The sequence below is a fragment of the Ensifer sp. YR511 genome (assembly GCF_900103045.1).
In the GTDB taxonomy this organism is placed as follows: domain Bacteria; phylum Pseudomonadota; class Alphaproteobacteria; order Rhizobiales; family Rhizobiaceae; genus Ensifer; species Ensifer adhaerens.
Genome location: NZ_FNGR01000001.1, coordinates 857,895 through 883,022, shown reverse-complemented (window position 1 = coordinate 883,022; position 25,128 = coordinate 857,895). Strand labels below are relative to the sequence as shown.

The 25,128-nt window shown below is 63.9% G+C and carries 25 protein-coding genes and 1 riboswitch; of the genes, 16 read left to right on the top strand and 9 right to left on the bottom strand.

The genetic code is table 11. The features are described from left to right. Positions 1–130: 130 nt before the first annotated feature. Both BLU15_RS04365 and BLU15_RS04360 read left to right on the top strand, forming a co-directional pair. Positions 131–1,477 (top strand): glucoamylase family protein, encoded by a 1,347-nt coding sequence (locus BLU15_RS04365; protein ID WP_090294392.1) that lies wholly within the window; start codon positions 131–133, stop codon positions 1,475–1,477. A gap of 2 nt (positions 1,478–1,479) precedes the next feature. Beyond that, positions 1,480–2,346: a ferric iron reductase gene (locus BLU15_RS04360; protein WP_244546703.1), complete on the top strand. Its 867-nt coding sequence runs from the start codon at positions 1,480–1,482 to the stop codon at positions 2,344–2,346. Positions 2,347–2,384: 38 nt separating this feature from the next. On the opposite strand, the gene BLU15_RS04355 is transcribed toward BLU15_RS04360, so the two are convergent. From BLU15_RS04355 to BLU15_RS04345, 3 genes are all read right to left on the bottom strand, one after another. Continuing rightward, positions 2,385–3,182 carry a CbtA family protein gene (locus BLU15_RS04355; RefSeq protein ID WP_034791964.1) on the bottom strand — a complete coding sequence of 266 codons (798 nt, stop codon included), beginning with the start codon at positions 3,180–3,182 and terminating at the stop codon, positions 2,385–2,387. A 197-nt stretch (positions 3,183–3,379) separates the two neighbouring features. After that, positions 3,380–3,556 carry a CbtB domain-containing protein gene (locus tag BLU15_RS04350; RefSeq protein ID WP_034791966.1) on the bottom strand — a complete coding sequence of 59 codons (177 nt, stop codon included), beginning with the start codon at positions 3,554–3,556 and terminating at the stop codon, positions 3,380–3,382. 40 nt (positions 3,557–3,596) lie between these two features. Further along, a riboswitch (cobalamin riboswitch) is annotated at positions 3,597–3,859 on the bottom strand. Beyond that, positions 3,858–4,550, bottom strand: a complete 693-nt coding sequence (locus tag BLU15_RS04345; protein ID WP_051659240.1) for a TetR/AcrR family transcriptional regulator — start codon at positions 4,548–4,550, stop codon at positions 3,858–3,860. It overlaps the preceding riboswitch by 2 nt. Before the next feature lie 104 nt (positions 4,551–4,654). Here BLU15_RS04345 and BLU15_RS04340 point away from each other — a divergent pair, with 104 nt between their 5' ends. Together BLU15_RS04340 and BLU15_RS04335 are read left to right on the top strand one after the other, a co-directional pair. Next, positions 4,655–5,485 (top strand): NAD(P)H-binding protein, encoded by an 831-nt coding sequence (locus BLU15_RS04340; RefSeq protein ID WP_090294390.1) that lies wholly within the window; start codon positions 4,655–4,657, stop codon positions 5,483–5,485. Beyond that, positions 5,482–5,961, top strand: a complete 480-nt coding sequence (locus BLU15_RS04335; RefSeq protein WP_090294389.1) for an anthrone oxygenase family protein — start codon at positions 5,482–5,484, stop codon at positions 5,959–5,961. Before BLU15_RS04340 ends, BLU15_RS04335 begins: the two co-directional genes overlap by 4 nt. A 69-nt stretch (positions 5,962–6,030) precedes the next feature. Here the strand turns inward: BLU15_RS04335 and BLU15_RS04330 are convergent, their stop codons facing one another. Genes BLU15_RS04330 through BLU15_RS04320 form a run of 3 tightly spaced genes read right to left on the bottom strand, consistent with a single transcriptional unit; the run spans position 6,031 to position 7,822 of the window. Then, entirely contained in the window at positions 6,031–6,597 is a 567-nt protein-coding gene (locus BLU15_RS04330) for an SRPBCC family protein (protein ID WP_090294387.1), read from the bottom strand. Further along, on the bottom strand, positions 6,594–6,956 hold the full coding sequence (locus BLU15_RS04325) for an ArsR/SmtB family transcription factor (protein WP_090294385.1): 363 nt from the start codon (positions 6,954–6,956) through the stop codon (positions 6,594–6,596). Before BLU15_RS04325 ends, BLU15_RS04330 begins: the two co-directional genes overlap by 4 nt. Positions 6,957–7,006: 50 nt before the next feature. Further along, positions 7,007–7,822 carry a crotonase/enoyl-CoA hydratase family protein gene (locus tag BLU15_RS04320; RefSeq protein ID WP_090294384.1) on the bottom strand — a complete coding sequence of 272 codons (816 nt, stop codon included), beginning with the start codon at positions 7,820–7,822 and terminating at the stop codon, positions 7,007–7,009. An 83-nt stretch (positions 7,823–7,905) separates the two neighbouring features. Here BLU15_RS04320 and BLU15_RS04315 point away from each other — a divergent pair, with 83 nt between their 5' ends. Together BLU15_RS04315 and BLU15_RS04310 are read left to right on the top strand one after the other, a co-directional pair. After that, on the top strand, positions 7,906–8,526 hold the full coding sequence (locus BLU15_RS04315; RefSeq protein WP_090294382.1) for a TetR/AcrR family transcriptional regulator: 621 nt from the start codon (positions 7,906–7,908) through the stop codon (positions 8,524–8,526). A 126-nt stretch (positions 8,527–8,652) separates the two neighbouring features. Next, complete coding sequence (locus tag BLU15_RS04310; protein WP_060605677.1) at positions 8,653–9,003, top strand: VOC family protein; 351 nt, start codon at positions 8,653–8,655, stop codon at positions 9,001–9,003. Positions 9,004–9,099: 96 nt separating this feature from the next. Here BLU15_RS04310 and BLU15_RS04305 read toward each other — a convergent pair whose 3' ends face one another. Further along, a complete protein-coding gene (locus BLU15_RS04305) occupies positions 9,100–10,383 on the bottom strand; it encodes a cystathionine gamma-synthase family protein (protein ID WP_034792023.1) in 1,284 nt (427 codons plus the stop codon). 126 nt (positions 10,384–10,509) lie between these two features. Here BLU15_RS04305 and BLU15_RS04300 point away from each other — a divergent pair, with 126 nt between their 5' ends. From BLU15_RS04300 to BLU15_RS04290, 3 genes are all read left to right on the top strand, one after another. Beyond that, positions 10,510–10,968, top strand: a complete 459-nt coding sequence (locus BLU15_RS04300) for an Lrp/AsnC family transcriptional regulator (protein WP_034792047.1) — start codon at positions 10,510–10,512, stop codon at positions 10,966–10,968. 137 nt (positions 10,969–11,105) lie between these two features. Further along, on the top strand, positions 11,106–12,395 hold the full coding sequence (locus tag BLU15_RS04295) for a mechanosensitive ion channel family protein (RefSeq protein ID WP_060515860.1): 1,290 nt from the start codon (positions 11,106–11,108) through the stop codon (positions 12,393–12,395). Positions 12,396–12,543: 148 nt separating this feature from the next. Beyond that, the gene (locus tag BLU15_RS04290; protein ID WP_090294380.1) at positions 12,544–14,229 is read left to right on the top strand and encodes an alpha/beta hydrolase; all 1,686 of its coding nucleotides are present in this window, start codon (positions 12,544–12,546) and stop codon (positions 14,227–14,229) included. On the opposite strand, the gene BLU15_RS04285 is transcribed toward BLU15_RS04290, so the two are convergent. Beyond that, positions 14,223–15,137, bottom strand: a complete 915-nt coding sequence (locus BLU15_RS04285) for a LysR substrate-binding domain-containing protein (protein ID WP_090294379.1) — start codon at positions 15,135–15,137, stop codon at positions 14,223–14,225. The genes BLU15_RS04290 and BLU15_RS04285 overlap by 7 nt on opposite strands. A 137-nt stretch (positions 15,138–15,274) precedes the next feature. Between BLU15_RS04285 and BLU15_RS04280 the strand changes: the two genes are divergently transcribed. The 4 genes from BLU15_RS04280 to BLU15_RS04265 all read left to right on the top strand — a co-directional run bounded on the left by BLU15_RS04280 (position 15,275) and on the right by BLU15_RS04265 (position 17,878). Continuing rightward, positions 15,275–15,940, top strand: a complete 666-nt coding sequence (locus BLU15_RS04280) for a cysteine hydrolase family protein (RefSeq protein ID WP_090294377.1) — start codon at positions 15,275–15,277, stop codon at positions 15,938–15,940. A 119-nt stretch (positions 15,941–16,059) separates the two neighbouring features. After that, positions 16,060–16,362, top strand: a complete 303-nt coding sequence (locus BLU15_RS04275) for a GYD domain-containing protein (RefSeq protein WP_090294375.1) — start codon at positions 16,060–16,062, stop codon at positions 16,360–16,362. An 11-nt stretch (positions 16,363–16,373) separates the two neighbouring features. Then, positions 16,374–17,189: a transporter substrate-binding domain-containing protein gene (locus BLU15_RS04270; RefSeq protein ID WP_176960265.1), complete on the top strand. Its 816-nt coding sequence runs from the start codon at positions 16,374–16,376 to the stop codon at positions 17,187–17,189. 17 nt (positions 17,190–17,206) lie between these two features. Next, entirely contained in the window at positions 17,207–17,878 is a 672-nt protein-coding gene (locus BLU15_RS04265; protein ID WP_034792072.1) for an amino acid ABC transporter permease, read from the top strand. On the opposite strand, the gene BLU15_RS04260 is transcribed toward BLU15_RS04265, so the two are convergent. Further along, on the bottom strand, positions 17,875–18,750 hold the full coding sequence (locus BLU15_RS04260) for a LysR family transcriptional regulator (RefSeq protein WP_090294373.1): 876 nt from the start codon (positions 18,748–18,750) through the stop codon (positions 17,875–17,877). The genes BLU15_RS04265 and BLU15_RS04260 overlap by 4 nt on opposite strands. A gap of 123 nt (positions 18,751–18,873) precedes the next feature. Between BLU15_RS04260 and BLU15_RS04255 the strand changes: the two genes are divergently transcribed. From BLU15_RS04255 to BLU15_RS04245, 3 genes are all read left to right on the top strand, one after another. After that, a complete protein-coding gene (locus BLU15_RS04255) occupies positions 18,874–21,321 on the top strand; it encodes a GcvT family protein (protein ID WP_090294372.1) in 2,448 nt (815 codons plus the stop codon). After that, on the top strand, positions 21,318–23,765 hold the full coding sequence (locus tag BLU15_RS04250; protein WP_090294370.1) for a GcvT family protein: 2,448 nt from the start codon (positions 21,318–21,320) through the stop codon (positions 23,763–23,765). The genes BLU15_RS04255 and BLU15_RS04250 overlap by 4 nt, the downstream gene beginning before the upstream one ends. A gap of 130 nt (positions 23,766–23,895) precedes the next feature. Further along, positions 23,896–25,128, top strand: a complete 1,233-nt coding sequence (locus BLU15_RS04245; RefSeq protein WP_090294368.1) for an aromatic ring-hydroxylating oxygenase subunit alpha — start codon at positions 23,896–23,898, stop codon at positions 25,126–25,128.

Below are 25,128 nucleotides of genomic sequence, written 5' to 3'. Positions count from 1 at the left end.
GCGCGCGGTCAGATTAGAAGACTGTAACACAAGATTGGATTTCGGCGACCGTTTGGGTGTAGTTGGCCTTCACTAAAGAGTGATTTTGCCGGTTCCTGCATGAGGCCGGATGTCGGACAGGAAAGGCGAAATGCCGCAGCGTACGGAAAATACTGAGCGATTTCAGATTGATCGATTGCAGCAGGCGGCGTTCGGGTATTTCCTCGAACATTCGGATCCGGTCACCGGACTGATCGCCGACACCGCGTTGCCGGGCGCGCCGGCGAGCATCGCTGCGACCGGCTTCGGCCTTTCCTGCTATCCCATCGGCGTCGAGCGCGGCTGGCTCTCGCGCAGCGATGCCGCGCGGCGGGTGGCGACGACGCTGCGCTTCCTTGTCCAAAGCCCGCAGTCCCGCCACCGGCAGGCGACCGGCTATCGCGGCTTCTACCATCACTTCCTCGACATGCGGACCGGCGAGCGCACCTGGCAGAGCGAGCTTTCGACCGTCGATACGGCGCTGCTGATCGCCGGCTGCCTGACCGCCTCTGCATATTTTTCCGGTAGGGATGCGGACGAATGCGAGATCCGCGCTCTTGCCGATCGGCTCTATGCGCGGGTGGACTGGCGCTGGGCGCTCAATCGGGGCGACACGCTGACGATGGGCTGGCGGCCGCCGGGGCGGTTCTTGAAGCATCGCTGGCGGGGTTACAGCGAAGCGCTGCTGCTCTATGTGCTGGCACTCGGCGCGCCCGGCCATTCGATCGAACCGGAGCACTATGCGGCCTTTGCCGAGGGCCATGACTGGATTCCCGTCGACGGCCGGCCGCATCTGCATGCGGCGCCACTCTTCATCCATCTCTTTCCGCAGGCCTGGCTCGATCTGCGCGGGCTTTCCGACCGGCCGATGCGGGAGCGGGGGACGGACTATTTCGAGAATACCCGACGCGCCATCGCCTTGCAGCGGGACCATGCGCGCTCCAATCCCGGCGGTTTCGCCGGATATGGCGAGGACCTGTGGGGCCTGAGCGCCTGCCATGCGCCCCGCGGCCGGCTGCGGCTTGCGGATGGGCGCCAGCAGCGGCTTTTCGGCTATGTGAACCGCGGCGCACCCTACGGCCTTGATGACGGCACGCTCGTGCCCTGGGCGCCGCTTGCCTGCCTGCCGTTCGAGCCGGATGCGGCGCAGGCCTCCCTGGTGCATATGGCAGACAGTTATCCGGGACTTTTGAGCGAAGGGCGCTTTCCCGGCGGCTTCAATCCGAGCCTGGCCGCCGGCGCAGGCCCGGAGGGCTGGATCGATGCGCGTGTCGTCGGTCTTGACCAGGGCATCGTTGTCATGATGATCGAGAACTGGCAAAGCGGCCTTAGCTGGGCGCTGATGCGCAGCATGCCGGCGATCCGTCTCGGCCTTGAGCGGGCGGGCTTCGACGGTGGCTGGCTGCAGGAGGGGGAAGGCGCGTGTGGTAATCCGCCCGCATCCCGCGCCAGAGGATGAGAATGGACGACGGAGACGGCATGCGCTTGAACGACCACCGGCCGACAGCGGAGACCGCGGCGTTTGCGCCGCAGGCGCTGGCCGTCGCCGACCATCTGCGTGCCCAGTTTCCCGAGGCTGCCGTCTCGCTCGGGCCGGCGGCCAGTGATTTCAGCGCGCCGGGCGACTTCTGGGCTGCGGGCAGCGCTGGCCTTGAGGCGGGGCTCGCCTATCAGGATTTCTTCGGGGTCGGCATGACCGACCGGATCCGGGCGGCGCATCTGATCGCCTTCTATAGCCGCCAGCTGAGCGTAGTCCTTGGCGCGTTCCATCTCGGCGCCGGGTTGCAGGCGGAGGTGGCCGGCATTCGTTTCGAGGATTGGACGCGGCTTCACCGTGGCGTCGAAGTCGCGGGCAAGCGCTATCATTTTCGCTTGCATCCGCCGGCGACGGAGCGCCAGGGTGGCCAAGGCGTCAGCGCATTCGAACAGGGCTTCATCGCCCATCTGGCACCCGTCGTTGCGGTTCTGAAAGCGCGAGCAGGGCTGTCGAGCGGGGCGCAATGGCGGCTCGCGGCTGATGCCCTGGCCGGTGCGTTCCTGGAAATCGGCCGCGCGATCGGCGACGAGGCGCGCGGCATGGCCGAGGCGCTGGCGATCGTCAAACGACCGGGTTCGCGGCTCTACTCAGAGGAGCTCTGCTACGAGCAGATCGCGGCTCTCGATCCGGCAAGCGGCGCTGAGCTGTCGCGCCAGTATCGGATCCGTTGCGGCTGCTGTCTCTACTTCAAGACGGAAGGGGGCAGCTTCTGCGACACTTGCGTGCTGCTGGAGCCGGAAGATCGCCGCGCGCGGCTGGCGGCGCATCTCATGCAAAACGGCGGGACCTGAACCCCGCCGTCGCTTTGCTGACGATCTGTGATCAGTGATCACTGTGCCTTGACGAAGCGCTCGTTGATGAAGCCGGAGACGACGCCGAGCACGATCCAGAAGGCAAGCGTGGTGGCGAGTGCGGCAACCGCAAACTCGGCGCCGAGCACGGCCGGAACGTTGCTGGTGATATCGAGCGGCTGCGGCGCACCGTAGACATGGGGTGCTGCGATCGCCACCAGGCCTGCGACCTTGGAGACGATCTCCTCGCGCAGGACGACGAGATAGAGGCCGACGGCGGAGAGCGCCACGGTCACCAGCCACCAGGTCTGGCGGTCGCCGAGTTCGGCTGCCGGAAAGCCCGGCAGTTCCGGCGGTAGACCGATCGCCGGCAGCATGTGCACGGCAAGCCAGCCGCAGGCGCCCCACAGCGCGCCGTTCCTGAGCGTGATCGGGTAGCCGATCACCAGGCTGACGCCAGCGAGCAGCAGGCCGAAGCCGGAACCTGTCACGAGGTTCGCCATCAGCGTGCCGGAGAAGCGGCTCATGCCGAACATGATGCCGCCTTCCTCATGCTCGCCCTCATGGGCATAGGCCGGGGTGATCGGCGACAAAGCGTCGAGGAAAGCGCCGAACGGCGACACGGCTTTGAGCGACGAATGCTGGTCGTGGTTTTCTGCGGCCGGCTGTGCCGCACCCGGCTGGGCGGCGGGCTGTTCGGTGGCGGCCGGTGCCTCGCCTTCGAATTCTTCTGCATGCAGGATCAGCGGTGTGACGCGCAGTTCCTGGGCGCCGGTCATGAAGACACCGGCAATCAATCCAGCCACGATCGCGGCCAGAAGCGTTCTGACAATCATCTTGAAATCCCTCGATAACGACAAAAGCCACGCCCTGTGGCGTGGTCCTTGAGCCTTCCCATTTTCCCTATGCTGCGGATGGCCTTCGCGCGCCGGAAAAACCGGGATGCACGCAGGCCTCCATCCGGCTCGGGCCGGATGCGTTCAGGTCCGCAGATTGTTCGATGCGGAACGTTGTTCACGTTCCGGCGCATCGGTCAGTGGCAGGGGAAGCCGTAGGAGTGGCGGGTGTCGTGCGCCGTGTCGTGCAGCACTGCCGAGTTGGCAAGGCCGGCGCCAAAGACGAGGAATGCGCCGATGAAGAGCGCGATGACGCCAGCGGTCAGACGATCGCTGAGGGAGAGCGGGGTGCTCGAAATGGTAGACGTAGCCATGACAACCTCCGTGATGGCATCGGGAAATTCCCGGTTGGGCCCTATGCCCGTATCGAGTGGCAGGTTTCCTGGCTCACGGCGTTGGGCTCGATGCCCTCGATCTGCCTCGCCTTCCCAGCTCGGCCGCCCTCTCGCGGTCTTGCCAGTGGCTTCTTCCGGATCGCTCCGGAACGGTGGATCGACGTCGCTCTACAGTCGCGGGGTCGGCCGTGATTTGAATGCCCAGCTTGGGTCCATCCGTCACATTCCCGTTTACTCCCGAAACACGTTCGCGTCCCGGGAACCAATCGATCCCAGATGATTAGGATTGTGTCATGGAGTTGTCAATTGAGTGCGCGCCGCCGCGCGGTCCATCCGCGACAAAATCCTTGATGGTCATGCGTTTGTAGGCTTCGACGATCTGGTCACCCTCGGCCCGGTCGACCGAGACTGCAAGTCGCATGGTGCAGTCGCCGAGATGCATGATCAGGAAGGCGGCGCTGTCGATCTCTTCGCGCGGCGTCTCCGGCACAAGGCAGGCCCAGACATCGGCAAGCAGCTTTCCGCCGGCGCGGCTTTGCGCAAGATCGATCTCGCGCAGTGCCTTGTCGGCCTGCATCGCCGACCAGATGTCGCGCATGACCGGCTCGGCGAGGAACATGTCGTAGTAGATGTCGAACAGCAGCGAGAAGGCGTCGCGCAGTTCGGCTATCGACGTGACCTTTGCCAGTTCGGCCGCGATGCACTCGTTGCAGACCGCATTGTAGCGCTCGGCCAGCGTGCGCACGATTGCCGCCTTGTCGGGGAAGTACTGATACAGCGAGCCGATCGAAATCCCCGCCTTTTCAGCGACTTCGCTCATGCGCATGGCGTCGCTGCCCTTCTCCTGGATGAGCGCCGTCGCGCAGGCAAGGATCTGCTCGACGCGCTCGCGGCTGCGCTTCTGGCTCGGCGTCCGGCGCAGCGCAGGCTCGTCGTCGGCGGGAAGCGTGGCGGGACTTGCATCTGGAATCATGAGTAATGCTCACATTTTGACTTGACTCCTAAAATACGAGGATTTATCACATTTGCAAATGTGAGAGATGCTCATGTTTGTTGGTGGAACCTCAGGAGGAAACGATGTCTCAGAAAGTCACACTGGTTTTGGGCGGTACCGGCAAGACGGGGCGGCGGGTGGCCGATCGCCTTCGGGAGCGGGGCGTAGCGGTCCGCATCGGCGCCCGTTCGGCGTCGCCTTCCTTCGATTGGACGGATGAGGCGACCTGGACGCCCGCCCTTGAAAATGTCGATCGCATCTATGTCTGCTACCAGCCCGATCTGGCGGTGCCGGGCGCCGTCGAGGTCATCGCCAAGTTCTCGAGCCTTGCCGTTCGCTCCGGCATCAAACGGTTGGTGCTCCTGTCGGGCCGCGGCGAGGACGAGGCGGAAGCCTCCGAGCGTGCGCTGCAGGCCTCCGGCGCCGACTGGACGGTCATCCGGGGCAGCTGGTTCTTCGAGAACTTCGACGAAGGCTTCCTGGCCGACGGCGTGGTGAGTGGTTCGGTCTTCCTGCCGGTGGACGAGGTCACCGAGCCCTTCGTCAGTTGCAACGACATTGCCGACGTGGCGGTTGAGGCCCTTCTGGACGATGCGCATATCGGCAAGGTCTATGCCTTGACCGGCCCGCGCCTGATGACCTTTGCCCAGGCCGTCGCCGAGATCGCCGCGGCCGCCAACCGTCGGATCTCTTATCAGGCCATTCCGGTTTCCGACTTCGCAGCGCATCTCAAGGCGGACGGCGTGCCGGATGACTATGTCGAACTCATCCGCTATCTCTTCACCTCGGTGCTCGACGGACGCAATTCCAGCATGACGTCCGATGTCGAGCGCGTGCTTGGGCGGCGTCCGCGCGACTTTGCAGATTACGCCCGGGAAACCGCAGCAACTGGTGTTTGGAGTCTTGCCGCATGATCCCGTTGATCCCCGCTCTGGCGTTTGCCGCCGCGATCGGTTCCGGCCTGATGGCCGGGCTGTTCTTCATCTTCTCGGTTTGCATCATGCAGGCCCTGTCGCGGCTGCCGCCGGAGCAGGGGATCGCCGCGATGAACGCCATCAATGTCGTGATCCAGAACCCGATCTTCCTCAGCGCCTTCATGGGCACGGCGCTGCTCGCCCTGGCGCTCGTCGTCGTCGCCTTCATCTCGGGGGGCGAGGGCAGGTGGTGGCTTGCCGCCGGTGGCATTGCCTATGTCGGTGGCGTGCTGCTGGTGACCATTGTCTTCAACGTGCCGATGAATGACGCACTCGCCGCGGCAGCCCCCGGTCAGGCGGCGACCGATCTCTGGCGTGAGCGCTATCTGACCGATTGGGTCTGGTGGAACCACGTGCGCACATGGGCCTCGATCGGCGCGCTGGCGTTTTTCGTTCTCGGTTTCGCCCGAGCCTGACGAAAAGCGCCGGCAAGTCGATCCTTGCCGGCGCCTGCACGCGTCCTGACCTTCAAGCCCATCCCGCCGTCAGGGCTTCGGAATACGCGCGTCGTATTGCGCTTCAAGGTCGGCAAACTTGCTCCAGAAGGCTGCCGGCTTTTCGCCTTCGAGCAGAGCGCGCAAAATGTCGAGGTGCACGTGCCAGCCGGCGGAGAAGCTGGTCATGACCGCGCGGTCGGCGATGCGCTTATGGGTGACGACGAGCAGCACCTTGTCGCCGCGGGGGCTGAGCTCGAAGCGGACCTCCGACGGGGTGCCGGTCTCTTCGTTCCAGGTATAGGCCAGTAGTCGTGGCGGCTCCCAGGCGAGCACGTGGCCGTAATTGCGCACCTCGCCGGCGTGCTCGGCGTATTTCTGCGGTGGCCGATCGTCCTCCGTCGTCAGTTCCGAGTGGCGGAAGACGTGCTCGACCTCGGCCCCTTCCTTCGATCCGATCGTTCCGGACGCCATCCAGAGCCGGCGCTTGCTTTCCTCCGTCAGATAGGACCAGACCCGCTCGATCGGGCCGGGAAGCAGGCGCTCGATGCGCACCGCGTCCGGTGCGACGACACGGCCGTAGTCGGCGCCGGCAAAGGCTGTGGCAGACGAAGTCATGGCTTTTCCTCCGGATCAGTTTGGATTGTGGCGTCTTCGGCGAGAAGCAGCGCCTCGAGTGCGTCGATGCGGGGGCGCCAGAAGGCTTCGTAGTGGCGCATCCATTCCATGCCTGCATGCATCGGCGCGGCATCGAGCCGGCACACATGCATGCGACCTTTCACTTCGCGGCGCACCAGACCTGCTCCTTCCAGCACCTTTATGTGCTTCGATGCCGCGGCCAGCGAGATCGAGAACGGCGCCGCAAGCTCGCCTACCAGTCTTTCGCCCTGCGAAAGGTCCTGGAGCATGGCGCGCCGCGTCGGGTCCGAAAGCGCGTGAAACACGGCATCGAGATGTGCGTTCTGATATTCAACCATATTGTTGAATATCCTCTCGGTCGACCTAATTGTCAACCGTTCGGTTGAATTTAAAAGTATCGCGACAAGAGACCAGGCCGCGGTGGGTCGTCGTGGATGCGCCGTCCCTTCCAGGCGGCAAGCGCATCGGCAAGATCGTCGGTCGGCACCATCTGGGCAAACTGTTCGCTTTCGACCAGCAGCCCCTCGGCGATCGACATGTTGAGGCCGCGGGTGACGGCGGTGATGATCGAGCGCACTGCAAGCGGGGAGTGGCCCATGATGCGTTTTGCCAGGTCACGGGCGGCCGACATCAGTTCCTCATGAGCGACGACGTGGTTGACGAGCCCCAGCTCCAGCGCGCGATCGGCCAAGAAATCCTCGCCTGTCAGCAGCAGTTCAAGCGCGCGCTTGCTGCCGGCGAGCCGCGGCAGGCGCTGGGTGCCGCCGAAGGTCGGCGGCATGCCGAGCTTGATTTCCGGTTTGGCAAAACGCGCCCGGTCGCTTGCAACAGCGAGATGCACCGCTTCGGTGATCTCGCATCCGCCGCCATAAGCAAGCCCGTTGACGGCAGCGATGACCGGCTTCGGAAAGGCTTCGAGCCGGGCCGTCAGGCCCTGGCCGCGACGGACGAAATCGCGCACGGCCGGGTTTACGCCCTTGGCCACGCTTTCCGAGAACTCATGGATATCGCCGCCGGCGGAAAAGGCGCGGTCGCCGGTGCCGGTGATGATCACGGCGCCGACGCCGTCGTTCGCCTCGATCTGGTCGAGAAGGCTCATGAGCCGGTCGATCAGCTCGTAGTTCAGCGCGTTGAGTTTCTCAGGGCGGTTGAGAGTGAGGAGGGCGATGCCCTCGGAAATCTGCATCAGCACGGTGTTCGACATGGTTGCTCTCCGGCAGGTGTTGACGGGGGGAGGCTAGGTGAGGGAAGATGCCATGTATATTCACTAGTCGGTATACATGAGAGATGGCGAAAGCAGAGAAATCGACCCGGGAGCTGATCGTCGCAGCGGCGGAAAAGCTGTTTTATGCCGAGGGCATCCGCGCCGTCAGCGTCGATGCGGTGGCGGAAGCCGCGGGCGTGACCAAACGCACGCTCTACTATCATTTCGACAGCAAGGACGAGCTGATCGCCGCCTATCTCGAAGGCCGCGACCAGCCCAATCTGAAACTCTTCCGCAAGTGGTTCGACGCGGGCGACGGGGACATTGCCGACAAGGTCGAGGCGATCTTCGTCAACCTGGCGCGGGCGGCGCGCCATCCGAAATGGAAGGGCTGTGGCTTCCTGCGCACCTCCGCCGAGCTTGCCAACATGCCCGGTCATCCGGCGATCCGCATCGGTGCCGCCCACAAGAAGAAGTTCGAGGCCTGGATTGCCGAGACCTTTACCGAAGCCGGTGTCGCCGAGCCGGCCATGCTGGCAAAGCAGATCCTGCTGCTGCTCGACGGCAGTTTCGCGGTCGTGCTGCTGCACCGGGATCCAAGCTACATGGAGGTGGCGGGCAAGGCTGCGGCGACGCTTGTGCGGGTGGCGCTTGCCGGAGCAAACCCGAAGGCGCCATCGGAACATGCGGCGGCTTCATTCTGAAGCGAGGCGATTTCCGCTTTCAATCGGCTGCCGTTGGCGGGCAGTATGGGCTGTATCGTTATTAGCCGAACAACCAGTAAGCGTCGATGCTGCCGCGTTGCGGCGCGTCGAAGGGAGCAGAATTCCATGACAATCAAGCGTATCGTCTCAAACCTCTACGCCCCGGACCCGCAAGTGGCGCGCGCCTTCTACGGCGACCTGCTTGAACTCGACGTGGTGATGGATCACGGCTGGATCCTGACCTTTGCCGCGGAGGGCAAGGCCGCGATGCCACAGGTGAGCATCGCCAGCGAGGGCGGCAACGATACGCCGGTGCCGGTGCTTTCGATCGAGGTGGACGATGTCGACCGGGCCTATCAGCGAGCCAAGGCCGCCGGTGTCGAGATCGTCTACGACATCACCAACGAGCCCTGGGGCGTGCGCCGTTTCTACATGCGCGACCCGTTCGGCAATATCGTCAACATCCTGGCGCACTGAGCAGTTCCAGGAAAAGTGCGCAGCGGTTTTCCGTCCGGAATTGCGTCCTTGCGAACTCGCGAAGGATGCCACCGGCTGGACCGGCGGCCTCTTGCATCAGGCGAGCGACAGCGCGTTTGAAAGATCGGCCACGAGGTCGTCGGGATGCTCGATACCGATCGACAGGCGGATGGTCGATTCCAGCACGCCGATGCGGTGGCGCACCTCGATCGGCACGCCGGAATGGGTCATCGCCGCCGGGTGGCTGGCGAGCGATTCCGTGCCGCCGAGGCTGACGGCGAGCTTGAAGATCTGCAGCGCATTGAGGAAGCGGAAGGCCGCCTCCTGGCCGCCAGCGATATCGAAGGAGAAGGTCGAGCCAGCGCCGGTGCACTGCGTCTTGAAAGTGCGGCCGACCGGCGTGTCCTCGCCGTGGAAGGGCAGGTAGTGGATACGCTCGACCTTCGGGTGGTCGTGCAGGAATTCGGCGACGATGCGGGCATTGTCGTCGGCCTTCTGCATGCGCACCGCCAGCGTTTCGAGCGAACGGCCGAGCATCCAGCAGGAATGCGGATCGAGCTGCGTGCCGATCGCACCGCGTAGCGCCTTTACCTGCTTCATCACCGCCTTGGAGCCGAGCGCGGCGCCGGCGATCAGGTCGGAGTGACCACCGACATACTTGGTCAGCGAATAGAGCGAGATGTCGGCGCCGTGCTCGATCGGCCGCTGGAAGACGGGCCCAAGCAGCGTGTTGTCGCAGGCGACGATCGGGGTATGGCCCTGCTTCCTGCCGATCGCATCGGCAACGCGGCGGATCATGGCGACGTCGACGAGGCTATTGGTCGGGTTCGCCGGCGTCTCGATCAGGATCACCGAGACCCGGCCCTTGGCCATCGCCTCTTCTGCGGCGGCGCTGACGGCCGCCTCGTTCACGCCATCGGCAAAACCGACGGCGGAAACGCCGAGATTGAGGAAGGTGCGGGCAAGCAGCGTCTCGGTGCCGCCATAGAGCGGCTGGCTGTGCAGCACCGCGTCGCCCGGCTTGACGAAGGCGAGCAGCGTCGTGGCGATCGCCGACATGCCCGACGAGAACAGTGCGCAGCTTTCGGTGCGCTCGTAGACGGCGAGACGGTCTTCGACGATCTCGCTGTTCGGGTGGTTGAAGCGCGAATAGACGAGGCCGGCGCCGACACCCGCCGGCGGTTCCTTCCGGCCGGAGACAAAGTCGAAGAAGTCGCGGCCCTCTTCGGCGGAGCGGAAGACGAAGGTGGAGGTCAGAAAGACCGGAGGTTTGACCGCGCCCTCCGACAGTTCCGGATCGTAGCCATAGTTCAGCATCTGCGTTTCAGGATGCAGCTTGTGGTTTCCGATGTGGGTTTTGGAGGGATGCGGTGCGGTCATGGCTTGTCTCCTCAAGCGAAGCGGACTCGACTGACAGGCAAATTATATCAGATGCTTGGACCGATCCTTGCTATTTCCGGCGGGATCGCCTTGAGTTGCGCAAAGATTTGGCTGAGTTGAGAAGATATGGCGCAGAAAATTGCCGACGAGACGGATCGCAGGATTTTGAAGGAACTGGTGGCGGATGCCCGCCTGACCAACAACGAGCTCGCCGAGCGGGTGGGGCTCTCGGCGTCGCCCTGTCTGCGTCGGCTACGGCGGCTGGAGGAGACCGGGGTCATCCGCGGCTATACGGCTTTGGTCGATCCCGCAGTCGACGGCTGGACGATGACGGCGATTGCGACCGTCACGCTCAGCCGCCAGCACGAAGACGAGATCGTCATGTTCGAAGAGGCGGTGCGCGGCTGGGACGAGGTGCTCGAATGCCATCTGGTGACCGGCTCGCGCGACTACGTGCTGAAGGTGATGAGCGCCGGCCTCGATCAGTACGAGCGTTTCATCAAGGAGAAGATCGCAAGGCTCAAATGCGTCGCCTCGATCGAGACGAGTTTCGTGATGAACACGATCAAGGAGCGGCGCGTCTAGTGCCAACCCCTCCATAAGCCTCTGAAGCGGTTCGATAATCGTCCATCCGGCTTTGAAACCATCAGGGATGCCCTAGATTCGAGTTAGGAGGGCGTCCCACACGCTCGGCGGGCGCCTTGCTCTCTCGGAGAGAGACGATGGATTTCGCAACAGCGCTCGATGCCGCCGCTTCCTGGCTACAGACGGTCTTTTTGAACGAGTGGACCTATTATCAGCTCGCCATCATCGTCGCCGGCTACCTGGTCTGCGGCGCACTGGCGAAGCGGATAGAGCCGCGGGTCGAAGCCCGAGCCCGTCTGATCAAGGGCAACCCGGATCTCTTGCGGGTCATCATCGCCTTCATGCGGCGGCTGCGGTGGCTGTTTCTGATCGTCTGGCTCTGGATTGCCGACGGCATGATCCTGCGCTTTGGCTGGCCGTCCTATCGCTGGCTGGTGGCGACCGCGCTGACGCTGACGGCGGCGTGGTTCGTCATCTCGGTGCTCACACGCATCATCCGCAACCAGATGCTGGCGCGCGTCACCGCCGTCGTCGGCTGGATCTATTTTGCGCTCTATGCGGTCGGGCTCGACCGGGTGATCCTGACGACACTTGATGGCGTTGCCATCAATCTCGGTGCGGTTCGCCTGTCGCTGCTGCTCGTCCTGAAAGCCATCGTGCTCTCCGCCGCGCTGATCTGGCTTGCCGTTTTGATCGGCAATGTCTCGTCGCACTGGATCCAGCGGTCAGCGGACCTGACACCCTCCTTCAAGGTTCTGATCAGCAAGCTGGTCAAGATTGCACTGATTGGCTTTGCCGGCGCAATCGCGCTATCGGCCACCGGCATCGACCTGACGGCGCTGACGGTTTTCTCCGGGGCGGTCGGTGTCGGCATCGGTTTCGGTCTGCAGAAGGTGGTTTCCAACTTCATCTCCGGTATCATCATCCTGCTCGACAAATCCATCAAGCCGGGCGACACGATCACGCTCGGCGATACCTTCGGGTCCGTGCGCGACCTGCGCTCCCGCTTCGTCTCCGTCATCACCCGGGACGGCAAGGAATACCTCATTCCAAATGAGGACTTCATTTCGCAGCAGGTGGTGAACTGGTCGTTCTCCAGCGACTTCGTCCGCATCGAGGTCGATTTCGGCACCTCCTATGACAGCGACCCGCACGAGGTGGCGCGCATCGCCATCGAGACCGCCGCATCGCTGCCGCGGGTGGCGAGCAGCTACGCCCAGCCGGTGTGCTGGATGACGGGTTTCGGCGCCTCGTCGCTCGATTTCAAGCTGAGGTTCTGGATTTCCGATCCGAGCAACGGGCTCACCAACATCCGCGGCCAGGTGCTGATGGCGCTCTGGGATGCGTTCAAGGCGGCGGGCATTTCGATCCCGTTCCCGCACCGTGAAATCATCATGAAGACGCCGGTCGAGGTCACCCGGGTTTAGGGGCCGAAGTGCCCGTCGACCGGTTCGCGTCAGGGTGTCGTGCGGTTGTGGCGATTGACTGGACACGCCGGGGAAGCGACATTGCCGGCGCCGGAACAGCCCGCAGTTGTTCCGGTGACCGTGCCAGCATCAGTGGGGACCCGACGCCATGGACCATCTTCAACAGACGCCGCTGTCGAGGTTGCCGATGCCGCGTTTTCTCTCGACGCTGCTGGCATCGTTCTCGACCACGGGGCTCATCGTCGGCGTCTTCTTCTTTGCCATGTCGCTGACGCCGAGCCTCATCCCGCGGCCCTATGTGGTGCAGGCGGTGATTTCGGGCCTGTCGCTTTCCGCCGGCTATGCGATCGGCGTACTGTTGCGCTGGCTGTGGTCCTTGCTCGACCTGCCGGAGATCCGCGGCCGCACAGGCCTTACGGTGAAGGTGCTAGCGGCGCTCGGCTGCACCGCGGTTGCGCTCGCCTTCCTCTGGCGCACCGCCTACTGGCAGAACACGGTGCGGCAGATCATGGGGCTCGACCCGGTCGAAAGTGCTGAGCCGTTCAAGCTCGGGCTGATCGCGGCCCTCGTGTTTGTCGCCATCGTGCTCATCGCGCGCCTATTCCGCTTGACCTTCCGGTTTCTGACCCGCCGCTTCGAGCATGTGTTGACCCGGCCGCTGGCAAAGGTCGCAGCCGTCGTTGCCGCCGTCGCGCTGTTCTGGTCCGCCGTTGACGGCGTCATCTTCCGCTTCGCGCTGCATGCGGCCGACAGCTCGTTCCAGCGGTTGGACGCGCTGATCGATCCGGATGTCGCGCCGCCGACCGATCCGTTGAAGACCGGCAGCAACGCGTCGCTGATGACGTGGGACGAACTCGGCCGCCAGGGCCGCCAGTTCATCGCTTCCGGTCCGGCGGCGAAGGACATCGCCGGCTTCTTCGGCGGAGAGGCAAAAGAGCCATTGCGCGTCTACGCCGGTCTCAACTCGGCCGAGACCGCCAAGGAGCGGGCGAAGCTCGCGCTGGAGGAATTGAAGCGCGTCGGTGGTTTCGAGCGATCGAACCTTCTGATCGTGGTGCCGACCGGCACCGGCTGGATCGATCCGCCGGGCCTCGATTCGCTCGAATATCTGTTGAAGGGCGACGTCGCCAGCGTCGCGGTGCAGTATTCCTATCTCACGAGCTGGCTGTCGCTGCTGGTCGAGCCGGAATATGGCGCGGAGACTGCCGATGCGCTCTTCGATGCGGTCTATGGCTACTGGACGACGTTGCCGAAGGACAGAAGGCCGAAGCTCTATCTCTATGGCCTCAGCCTCGGCTCGATGAACTCGCAAGGCTCGGTCGATCCCTTCGATATCATCAGCGATCCGTTCCAGGGCGCGCTCTGGGTCGGCTCGCCATTCCCGACCAAGACCTGGCTGCAGATCACCCGAAACCGCAATCCGGGCTCGCCGGAATGGCGGCCACTTTATCGCGACGGCTCGGTGATCCGTTTCACCAATCAGGAGAATGCGCTGAACATCCCGGGCGCGACCTGGGGCAATGTCCGCATCGTCTATCTGCAATATGCCAGTGACCCGATCACCTTCTTCGATCCATACTCCTTCTACCGCGAGCCCGACTGGATGAAGGCGCCGCGCGGTGCCGACGTCTCTCCTGCGCTCAGATGGTTCCCCGTCGTCACCATGTTCCAACTGCTCGCCGACATGGCGCTCGCGACGACCTCGCCGATCGGCTACGGCCATGTCTATGCGCCGGAGCACTATATCGACGCGTGGATGCAGGTGATGGCACCGGCTGATGTCAGCGAGGCGGACGCCGAGCGGCTGAAGGCGCTGCTCAAGGGTCGCTACTGAGCCTGCTTGTCGCCGGACCGCTCGCCACGCAGGTGCGCGGCGATCTGGTTGGCGAAGGCCTGGATCAGCGGCTCCTCCGCCTTTTCCGTCGGGCAGAGCAGATAGTAGCCGGCCGAGGCCGGTATCGCCGTCGGGAAGGGCTGGATCAGGCGTCCTTCGTAGAGATAGGAGCGTGTCAGCACGTCGGAGACGAGCGCGATGCCCTGGCCCTGTAGCGCCGAGGCGACGGCGATCGCGACCGATTGCACCCGCACGCTCCGGCTGCCTTCGAGCGAGATGCGCGAGGCGGCCGACCAGCGCGTCCATTCCCGGCCGTCATCCTCATGCAGCAGCGTGACGTCGCGCAGCTTCCGCTCGCGCAGCGGGCCTTCGAGCCGCGGAAAGAGCAGCGGCGAGCAGACCGTCCTGAGCTTCACGTCGCTGACTGCCTGCCACCACAGGCCGTCGAAGGGCGGATTGTCGTAGACGACGGCGAGATCGACATCGTCCCAGACGACGTCGCTGGCGCGGATGCAATTGCGCATCGAAAGATCGGTGACGCCGCGCGCACCCGCGAACTGTACGAGGAGGCCGGCCATCCAGGCAATCGCGAGCGCCGGGGGCAGGCCGACCGTCAGCTTGCCCTGGTGGCTTTCGAGCCGTCGGTCGGTGCCGTCCTCGACGGCGGCGGCAAGGTTGCCGATCGCGTGGGAAACCGTCTGCGCGAACTCGCGGCCGGCGGCCGTAAGCCTGATGTTGCGGCCGGATTTTTCAAGCAGCGTCAGGCCGGTCGTCTCCGAGAGCCGGCGCAGCTGCAGCGACACGGCGCCGGGACTCAAGCCCAGCTCATCCGCCGCCTGGCGCACGGAACCGATGCGCGCGACCGCCTCGAACGCCCGGATATAGGGCAGGAAATGCAACGCCTTCACGTGAGCCCTCCCGCTCTGATCGCGCCCCTCACGGCGTGAAATCGTTTAGCCAGACTGCACAATATCAAGCATAAAAAATCGCTATTCCCAATCGATTTTTGCTCCTATGAATCGGACCGGAGAGAGGGAGGACTACGATGATCGAGGCACAACCGTTTGATTTTCCTTATGATGGAAAGCTGGTTCCGGCGCAGACGGCGCTGATGGTGATCGATTTGCAGATCGACTTCTGCTCGCCCAACGGTTACTTCGCCTCGATGGGCTACGATCCGGCGCCGCTGGCCGCGATCGTGCCCGCGGTCAACCGGGTGATTGCGGCGGCACGGCAAGCCGGCTGCCTGATCATCCACACGCGCCAGGGCTACCGCGCCGATCTCGCCGACATGACGCCTTACGAGAAATGGCGGCGCAAGCGCTCGGGACTTGAGAACACGCAGGTGCTTTTGCGTTCCAGCCCCGGCTTCCAGTTGCTCCCGGAACTCGATGTCGCCGAGACCGACGTCATCATCGACAAGACCTGCAACAGCTCCTTCACCTATACGGATCTCGAGCATGTCTTGAGATCCCAGGGCATCACCCACATGCTCTTTACCGGCTGCACCACTGACGTTTGCGTGCATACGACGCTGCGCGAAGCCTGCGACCGCAATTTCCAGTGCCTGACGATTTCGGACTGCTGCGCCAGCGGCGAGCAGTGGGCGCATGAGGCGGCGATCAACATGATCTCGATCGAGAACGGCATCTTCGGCACGGTCTCGACCAGTGATGCCGTAATTGCCGGACTGGCCAAGGCCGCCCGCTAGCGCTCTGGCACCGCGCAATTCCGGACGAAAAGCCGCTTCAGGCTTCTCCTGGAATTGCTCCAGGCGCGGTCCTCACATTTCCAAAGCCTTTTGCCAACCGTTCAACGGAATGATGCCCCATGCAAAGATACATCTCGCTGATGCGACTGACCTCGAAGGGACTGGCCGAGCTTGCCGATAGTGGCAGCCGGCGCAAGGTGAGCGAGGATCGGGTCGCAGCGCTCGGCGGCCGCTCGGTCGCCTTCTATGCCACGCTCGGGACCTATGACTTCGTCCAGGTTTTCGAGATGCCGGACAATGCGTCGATGATGCAATACGCGCTGACGGCGCGGCGCGACGGCTTTGTGGATCCGCTCATCCTTCCCGCCTTCGACAGCCAGACCTATGGCGACATCGTCGGCCGCGTTTCACCAGCACAATGAGGGGAATGAAGATGATCAGACTGGCATCCTGCGCAACCCTTCTGACGACCGCCGTGCTTTCGGCCGGCGCCGCACAGGCCGAGCCGCCGGCTTTCGCCGCCGATGGAGAGGTTGGCGTGTGCACCACCGCGGCCTTTCCGCCGCTCTCCTTCAAGGAACATCCGGCCGATGCGAAGCCGACCGGCATCGACATCGAGATCGCCGAAGCGTTGGCCGCGCAATGGAATGCGAAGGTGAACTACACCGTCACCGAATTCGCCGGCCTCTTGCCGACGCTCGGGGCAGGGCGCTGCGACGTCATCGTCAGCGGCATCTACATCAACGCCAAGCGGCGCGAGACCTATGACGGCGTGCCCTACATGAAATCGGCGACCGCCATGGTCACCAAAGCGGGCAGCGATACGATCAAGGCGCCGGAGGATCTCAGCGGCAAGGTCATCGCGCTCGAAGCCGGCGCCTACTACAAGGAAGAGCGGATCGGGCCCTTAAACGAGGCGCTCGCGGCCAAGGGCCTGCCGCCGGTCGATGTGCAGGAATACCCGACCCAGCAGGCCGCCTACCAGCAGGTGCTCGTCGGCCGCGTCGATGCGACCGTAACGGAAGAGGCGGAGGGCGCCTATCGCGCGTCGCGCTCCGACGGCGCGCTCACGCTCCCCTATATCTGGGCCTCGGACTTCAAATACGGCATCTACAGCCGCCGTGACGGTGGCGATGCAGCCGCGGTGAAGGCAGGGCTGAAGGCGCTCAAGGAGAAGGGCTTCTTCGGCGATCTCGCCAGGAAATACGGGCTCGATCCGGCGCTCTTCGACGTCGACTACGACTCCTGAGCGAAAGGAGGCGGGGCATGAACTTCGATACGAAACTGTTTTTCGATGCCCTGACCATGCCCGTCATGTTGCAGGGGGCGGGCATCGCCATCCTGCTGTCGATCCTGGTGCAGGCGGCGTCGTTCCTGCTCTGCCTGCCGCTGGCCGTCGCGCTCAATTCGATGGCGGCGGTCAGGCGCACAGCGGCGCAGGTCTATGTCTGGCTGTTTCGCTCGGCGCCGCTGATACTCGTGCTCCTGATCGTCTGGAACGGCGCACCGCAGCTCTTTCCGGGGCTCACGCGGGCGCCCTGGTACACGCCCTTCGTCGCTGCCTTCATCGCGTTTACGCTGGTCACGGCCGCCTATATGGCGGAGGCGATGCGCGGGGCGCTTGCGGCGATCGGCCAGGGGCAGACGGATGCCGCCCGCGCGCTCGGGCTCAATCGCTGGCAGACCTTCTTTCTGGTGGTTCTGCCGCAGGCGCTCAGGATCGTCATGCCGGTGCTGGTCAACGAATTCATCAACCTGATCAAGCTGACCTCGCTTGCCTATGTAATCTCGATGCGCGAGATCATGGCGGTCGTCAACGACGCGATCGCCTCCAGCTTCCGCTTCGTCGAGTGGTATTCGGCAGCGCTGGTCTACTATCTCGCGATCGTTTCGATCCTGATGTTTCTGCAGCGGCTGATTCAACGCCGCATGGCTTAACCCGTTTCCGAATTCGGCACCGGCAGCGTTGCAAGCAGATCGGCCATGGCGGCGATGATCTTGCGGTGCTGGTGGGCGTGGCGGGTGCGCAGGCTGGTGGCGGCATAGACCGTTTGCGGGATGACGGGCGCGTCCTGAACGCGCGCAGTAAATCCATCGTCCGCCAGCCGCTCGGCCGTTGCTGCCGTCACGTAGGCCGATCCGCCGAGTGTGCGAAGCAGCCGGGTGATCGCCATGTTCTGGCCGGCGGCAAGCAGCGCTGCGGAGAGATGCGGCAGCGCCAGCCGGTGGGCGCGATCGAAGCCTGGCGAATAGCTCGAGCGGATGTAGCTCTCGGAGCGGATCTCGGCGAGCATCTGCGCCTCCGTGCTCACCATCACGTAATGCAGATCGCCGATCCTTTCGTAATAGAGATCGGGCAGGTAGTGGGGCGTGTAGAGGATCGCCAGATCCAGCTCGCCAGCGCCGAGATCGCGGTTCATCTGGTTGGAGTAGTCCGCCTCCATATAGATCTCGATGCCGGGCAGCTCCCGGCGGATCGTCGCCATCCATTCCCCGGCAAAGGCTTCCGCCAGATCATGCTGGACACCAAGCCGCATGGAGCGCTCCAGCGCGCCGGCGTTGGTGACCGCGCGTGTGGCCTCATGCCATTGGTTTTGCAGGGCTTTTGCGTAATCTAGAAAGCGCAGGCCGGCGGCCGTCGGCACGGTGCCGCCCTTGTTGCGGGTAAAGAGCTTGCGGTTGAACTGCGCTTCCAGTGCCTTCACCCGATGTGAGACGGTCGACTGGGTAAGGTTCAGGCGCTCGGCGGTGCGGTTGAAGGAGCGGCTCTCCATCAGGTCCAGGAAGGTTTCGATCAGCTCCACCTGCATGCCGTTCTCTCCCGCTGCAATCGCTCCAATCTAATCGAAAACATCGATCAATAAAGCCTGTTTCCGTTGCTTGATGGCGCCCGGCTTCACCGGCAAGAATTCGCCAAAACGAGGGAACAGTTAATGTCGAATTTGCCGTCGCACGCACGCGTCGTGATCATCGGTGGGGGAGCGATTGGGGCTTCCTCGCTTTACCACCTTGCCAAGGCCGGCTGGACCGACTGCGTGCTTCTGGAAAAGAACGAGCTGACGGCGGGCTCCACCTGGCATGCCGCCGGCAACGTGCCGACTTTCTCGTCCTCCTGGTCGATCATGAACATGCAGCGCTATTCGGCGTCGCTCTATCGTGACCTCGGGGCGCTCGTCGACTATCCGATGAACTATCACGTCACCGGCTCGATCCGGCTCGGCCACTCCAAGGAGCGGCTGCAGGAGTTCAAACGCGTCGTCGGCATGGGGCGCTACCAGGGCATGGATCTCGATATCCTGTCGCCCGACGAGATGCGCGCCCGCTATCCCTTCCTCGAAACCCGCGAGCTGACCGGCGCGCTCTACGATCCCTATGACGGCGACATCGACCCGGCGCAGCTGACCCAGGCGCTCGCCAAGGGTGCGCGCGACATGGGCGCCAAGATCATCCGCTTCTGTCCGGTGACGGGCGCGCGCCGCGAAAACGACGAATGGGTCATCTCGACGCCGCAGGGCGAGATCCGCTGCGAATACGTCGTCAACGCCGCCGGCTACTACGCCCGCGAGGTCGGCAAGATGTTTGGCCGCGACGTGCCGATGATGGTGATGAGCCATCAGTATATCCTGTTCGACGAAATCCCGGAACTCGCCGCCTGGTCGAAGGAGGCCGGCCACAAGCTGCCGCTCCTGCGGGACGTCGACAGCTCCTACTATCTGCGCCAGGAAAAGAACGGCATGAACCTCGGCCCCTACGAGCGCAACTGTCGCGCCCACTGGGTAACGCCCGACGACCCGATGCCGGAAGACTTTTCGTTCCAGCTCTTCCCGGACGATCTCGACCGGCTGGAATGGTACCTGAACGACGCCGTCGAGCGCGTGCCGATCCTCGGAACGGCCGGGCTGTCGCGGATCATCAACGGCCCGATCCCCTATGCACCCGACGGCAACCCGCTGATCGGGCCGATGCCCGGCGTGCCCAATGCCTTCGAGGCCTGCGTCTTCACTTTCGGTATCTGCCAGGCGGGTGGCGCCGGCAAGGTGCTCGCCGAATGGATCACCGAGGGCCAGACCGAGTGGGACATGTGGTCCTGCGATCCGCGCCGCTACACCGACTACACCGACCAGGATTATTGCATCGCCAAGGGCATGGAGATCTACGGCCATGAATACGCGATGCACTTTCCGAAGCATTACTGGCCAGCCGGGCGCGGCAAGAAGTTATCGCCGATCCACGATCGCATCGCCGCACTCGGCGCCCAGTTCAAGCCCTATAACGGCTGGGAGCGTGCGATGTGGTACGCCAAACCAGGCGATGACACCTCGGAAGAGGCGACGCAGACCTGGGGCCGCGAAGGGCCTTGGGCCAAGCGCATCGAAGAAGAGTGCCTGGCCGTGCGCGATGCCGCCGGCATTCTCGACCTGCCGGGCTTCTCGCGCTTCCGGGTAAAGGGCGAGGGCGCGACCGCATGGCTCTCAGGCCTCATCACAGGCCGCGTGCCGAAGCCTGGGCGCATCGGCCTGGCCTATTTCGCCGACGACAAGGGCCGGATCGTTACCGAGATGTCGGTGATGATGCTCGACGAAGACTTCTTCTTCCTCATCACCGCCGCAACCGCGCAGTGGCACGATTTCGAATGGCTGATGAAGCACCGGCCGGCAGACGCCGCCTTCACCATCGACGACGTCACCAAGTCCTTCTCCTGCCAGATCCTCACCGGGCCAAAATCGCGCGCGATCCTCGCCGAGGTCAGCGAAGCGGATCTCGCCAAGGGCTGGCTCACGCACCAGACGGCGCAGATCGCCGGGCGCTATTGCCAGCTCGTGCGCGTCTCCTTCGCCGGCGAACTCGGCTGGGAGATCCATACCAAGGTCGAGGACACGGCCGCCATCTTCGACGCCGTCTGGGCGGCCGGTCAGAAGCATGGCCTCAAACCCTTCGGCATGGAAGCGCTCGACAGTCTGCGCATCGAGAAGGGCTACCGTGCCTGGAAGGGCGATCTGTCGACCGACTACACCATCCTGCAGGGTGGGCTGGAGCGCTTCGTCGACTGGGGCAAGCCCGGCTTCAATGGCAAGGCGGCGCTGGAGCGTGAGAAGCAGCAGGGCGTTTCCAAACGCTTCGTGACGCTGACCGTCGCCGCCGACGGCTGCGACGCGCCTTACATGTCGACGCTCTGGTCCGACGGCCAGGTTGTCGGCGAGACGACCTCGGGCAACTGGGGCTACCGCGTCGGCAAGTCGATCGCGCTCGGCATGCTGCGCGCCGACCTTGCCGTGCCCGGCAAGGAAATCGAGGTCGAGATCTTCGGCGATCGCTTCAAGGCGACGGTCGAGGCGGACCAACCGCTCTGGGATCCCTCCAATGAAAGACTGCGCGCATGAGCAAGCCCATTCCCTCGAAAGCCCGCGCAGTCATCATCGGTGGCGGCGTCTCCGGCTGTTCCGTCGCCTATCACCTCGCCAAGCTCGGCTGGACCGATGTGGTTCTGCTTGAGCGCAAGCAGCTGACCTCCGGTACCACCTGGCATGCGGCCGGCCTGATCGGTCAGCTTCGCGCCTCGCAGAACATGACGCGGCTCGCGAAATACTCGGCCGACCTCTACGTCAAGCTCGAGGCCGAAACCGGCATTTCCACCGGCATGCGCCAGAACGGCTCGATCACCGTCGCGCTGACGGAGGAGCGCAAGGAGGAGATCTATCGCCAGGCGTCGCTGGCGCGTGCCTTCAATGTCGACGTGCGCGAGATCACGCCTGACGAAGTAAAGGCGATGTATCCGCACCTCAACACCTCGGATGTGAAGGCGGCGGTGCATCTGCCGCTCGATGGCCAGTGCGACCCGGCCAACATCGCCATGGCGCTCGCCAAGGGCGCCCGCCAGAACGGCGCAACGATCATCGAGGGCGTCAAGGTGACGTCCGTCCTGAAGAAGGACGGCCGGGTCACCGGCGTCACCTGCGAGCAGAACGGCGAGAGCTACACGATCGAGACCGATCATGTCGTCAACTGCGCCGGTATGTGGGGCAGGGAGTTTGCGCGGCAATCCGGCGTCACGGTGCCGCTGCACGCCTGCGAGCATTTCTACATCGTCACCGAGGCGATTCCGGAGCTGAAGCGCCTGCCGGTTCTGCGCGTGCCGGACGAGTGCACCTATTACAAGGAAGATGCCGGCAAGATGCTGATCGGGGCCTTCGAGCTCAAGGCCAAGCCCTGGGGAATGGACGGCATCCGCGAGGATTTCTGCTTCGACCAGTTGCCGGACGATTTCGACCACTTCGCGCCGATCCTCGAAATGGCGGTCAACCGCATGCCGATGCTGGAAACGGCTGGGATCCATACCTTCTTCAACGGCCCGGAAAGCTTTACGCCCGACGACCGCTACTATCTCGGCGAAGCGCCGGAGGTGAAGGGATACTGGGTCGCGGCCGGCTACAATTCGATCGGCATCGTTTCCTCGGGCGGCGCCGGCATGGCGCTCGCCCAATGGATGAATGACGGCGAGCCGCCCTTCGATCTCTGGGAGGTGGATATCCGCCGGGCGCAGCCGTTCCAGAAGAACCGCGCGTATTTGAAAGACCGCGTCTCGGAAACGCTCGGCCTGCTCTACGCCGACCATTTCCCCTATCGCCAGATGGCGACCGCGCGCGGGGTGCGCCGTTCGCCGCTGCACGAGCATCTGAAAGCCCGCGGCGCTGTCTTCGGTGAAGTCGCCGGATGGGAACGCGCCAACTGGTTTGCGAAGGAAGGCCAGGAGCGCGAGTACCGCTATTCATGGAAGCGGCAGAACTGGTTCGAGAACCAGAGGGACGAGCATCTTGCGGTGCGAAACGGCGTCGGCCTGTTCGACATGACCTCCTTCGGCAAGATCCGGGTCGAAGGGCGCGATGCGCTTTCCTTCCTGCAGCGGCTCTGCGCCAACGAGATGAACGTCGAGCCCGGCCGGATCGTCTATACCCAGATGCTCAACGCCCGCGGCGGCATCGAGAGCGACCTGACGGTGACGCGGCTGTCGGAAACCGCCTTCCTGCTGGTCGTGCCCGGCGCCACGCTCCAGCGCGACCTCGCCTGGCTGCGCAAGCATCTGACGGACGAGTTCGTGGTGATCACCGATGTCGGCGCTGGCGAAAGCGTGCTCTGCGTCATGGGGCCGAAGGCGCGTGAGCTCATGCAGAAGGTGAGCCCGAACGATTTTTCCAACGCGGGGCATCCGTTCGGCACGGCGCGCGAGATCGAGGTCGGCATGGGCCTCGCCCGCGCCCACCGCGTCACCTATGTCGGCGAGCTCGGCTGGGAGCTCTATGTCTCGACCGACCAGACGGCGCATGTGTTCGAGGCGCTGGAGGCGGCGGGGCAGGACCTGGGCCTCAAGCTCTGCGGCATCCACACACTGGATAGCTGCCGCATCGAAAAGGCCTTCCGCCATTTCGGCCACGACATCACCGACGAAGATCATGTGCTCGAAGCCGGGCTCGGCTTTGCGGTCAAGGCCGACAAGGGCGATTTCATCGGCCGCGAAGCGGTGCTCGCCAAGCACAATCGCGGGCTTTCGCGCCGGCTGGTGCAGTTTCGGCTCTCGGATCCAGAGCCGCTGCTCTTCCACAACGAGGCGATCGTTCGCGACGGCAAGATCGTCGGCACGATCACGTCAGGCAATTACGGCCACCACCTCGGCGGTGCCATCGGGCTTGGCTACGTGCCTTCGGAAGGCGAGAGCGCAGAGGAGGTGCTCGGATCAAGCTTCGAGATCGAGATCGCCGGAACGCGGGTGAAGGCGGAGGTGTCGTTGAAGCCGATGTACGACCCGCGGGCGGAGCGGGTGCGGATGTAGGCAGGCGTTTGGGTGGCGTGCCTGGCGCTTGAGACAGCCCCTCACCGCGCGGATGAGGGGCCTTTCGAGGCACAACGAAAATACGCGTGCCGGATCGCGGGTTTCCGGTCTTCTTTCTGGAGTTCAGTCCATGCTCGCATCGGAGCTTAAGGATACGACAGTTGCGGGCGACCGCATCGATCAGCTGGTCGCCGGCCATCGTCCGGGCCATGGGCTTGCCCGCGCCTTCTACCTCGACCCGGAGATCTATGAACGGGACCTCGAGCGGGTTTTTCGGCGTCACTGGCATTGCGTCGCCCATGAAAGCGCGATCCCCAACGCCAATGATTTCGAGGTCTTCCGCATGGCGTCCGAGCAGGTGATCGTCACCCGTACGGCAAGCGGCGAGATCCATGCGATGCTCAATGTCTGCCGTCATCGCGGGGCCGAGGTCTGCACCAAGGACAAGGGCAATGCCCGTGCCTTCATCTGTCCCTACCATGCCTGGACCTATGGCAATGATGGCGCGCTGAAGGCGGCGCGGCTGATGCCCAAGGACTTCAAGCGCGAGGACCACGGCCTGAAGAAGCTCAACGTGCGTGTCGTCGAAGGATTGATCTTCATCTCCTTTGCCGCCGAGCCGCTTGATTTCTCCGAAGTCGAGCGCCTGTTGCGTGCGACTTGCGGCCAGTATGGCTGGGGATCGGCGAAGATCGCCCATCGTCAGAGCTATGCGATCGACGCCAACTGGAAGCTTGCGGTCGAAAACTATGTCGAGTGCTACCATTGCGGGCCGGCGCATCCGGAATATTCCGAAACCCATGCGCTGGAACAGCCGCTGCACCTGATCGAGGAACTGAACGCCAGGATGGAGGCGCGCACCTGCGCGCTCGGCATCGAGGTCGCCTCCGGCAATCACTGGCAGAATTCCACCGGCGGCAAGGAGACCATTCATGCCTTCCGCTACGCGCTCTATGATGGCGTCCAGACCGGCAGCAAGGACGGGCAGGCGCTGAGCACGCTGATGGGCCGCTTCACCGATTTCGACGGCGGCGTCACCTCGATCCATCTGGGCGGCACCACCTTCCTCGTCTGCTATCCGGACCACGGCATGATCTACCGCTTCATCCCGAAGACGGCCGAAACCTCGGAGATGGAGCTGATCTGGCTCGTCGACGGCAAGGCCGAGGAGGGGCGCGACTACGATCTGGAAAAGCTCACCTGGCTCTGGAAGGTGACGACCGACGAGGACAAGGCGATCATCGAGCACACCGCTCGGGGCGTGCGCTCGCACTACTTTGTGCCAGGCCCAATCGCGCCGATGGAGCAGAACGAGCTGCGCTACATCAACTGGTATCTCGACGAGATCAGCCGGCCGGCCTGA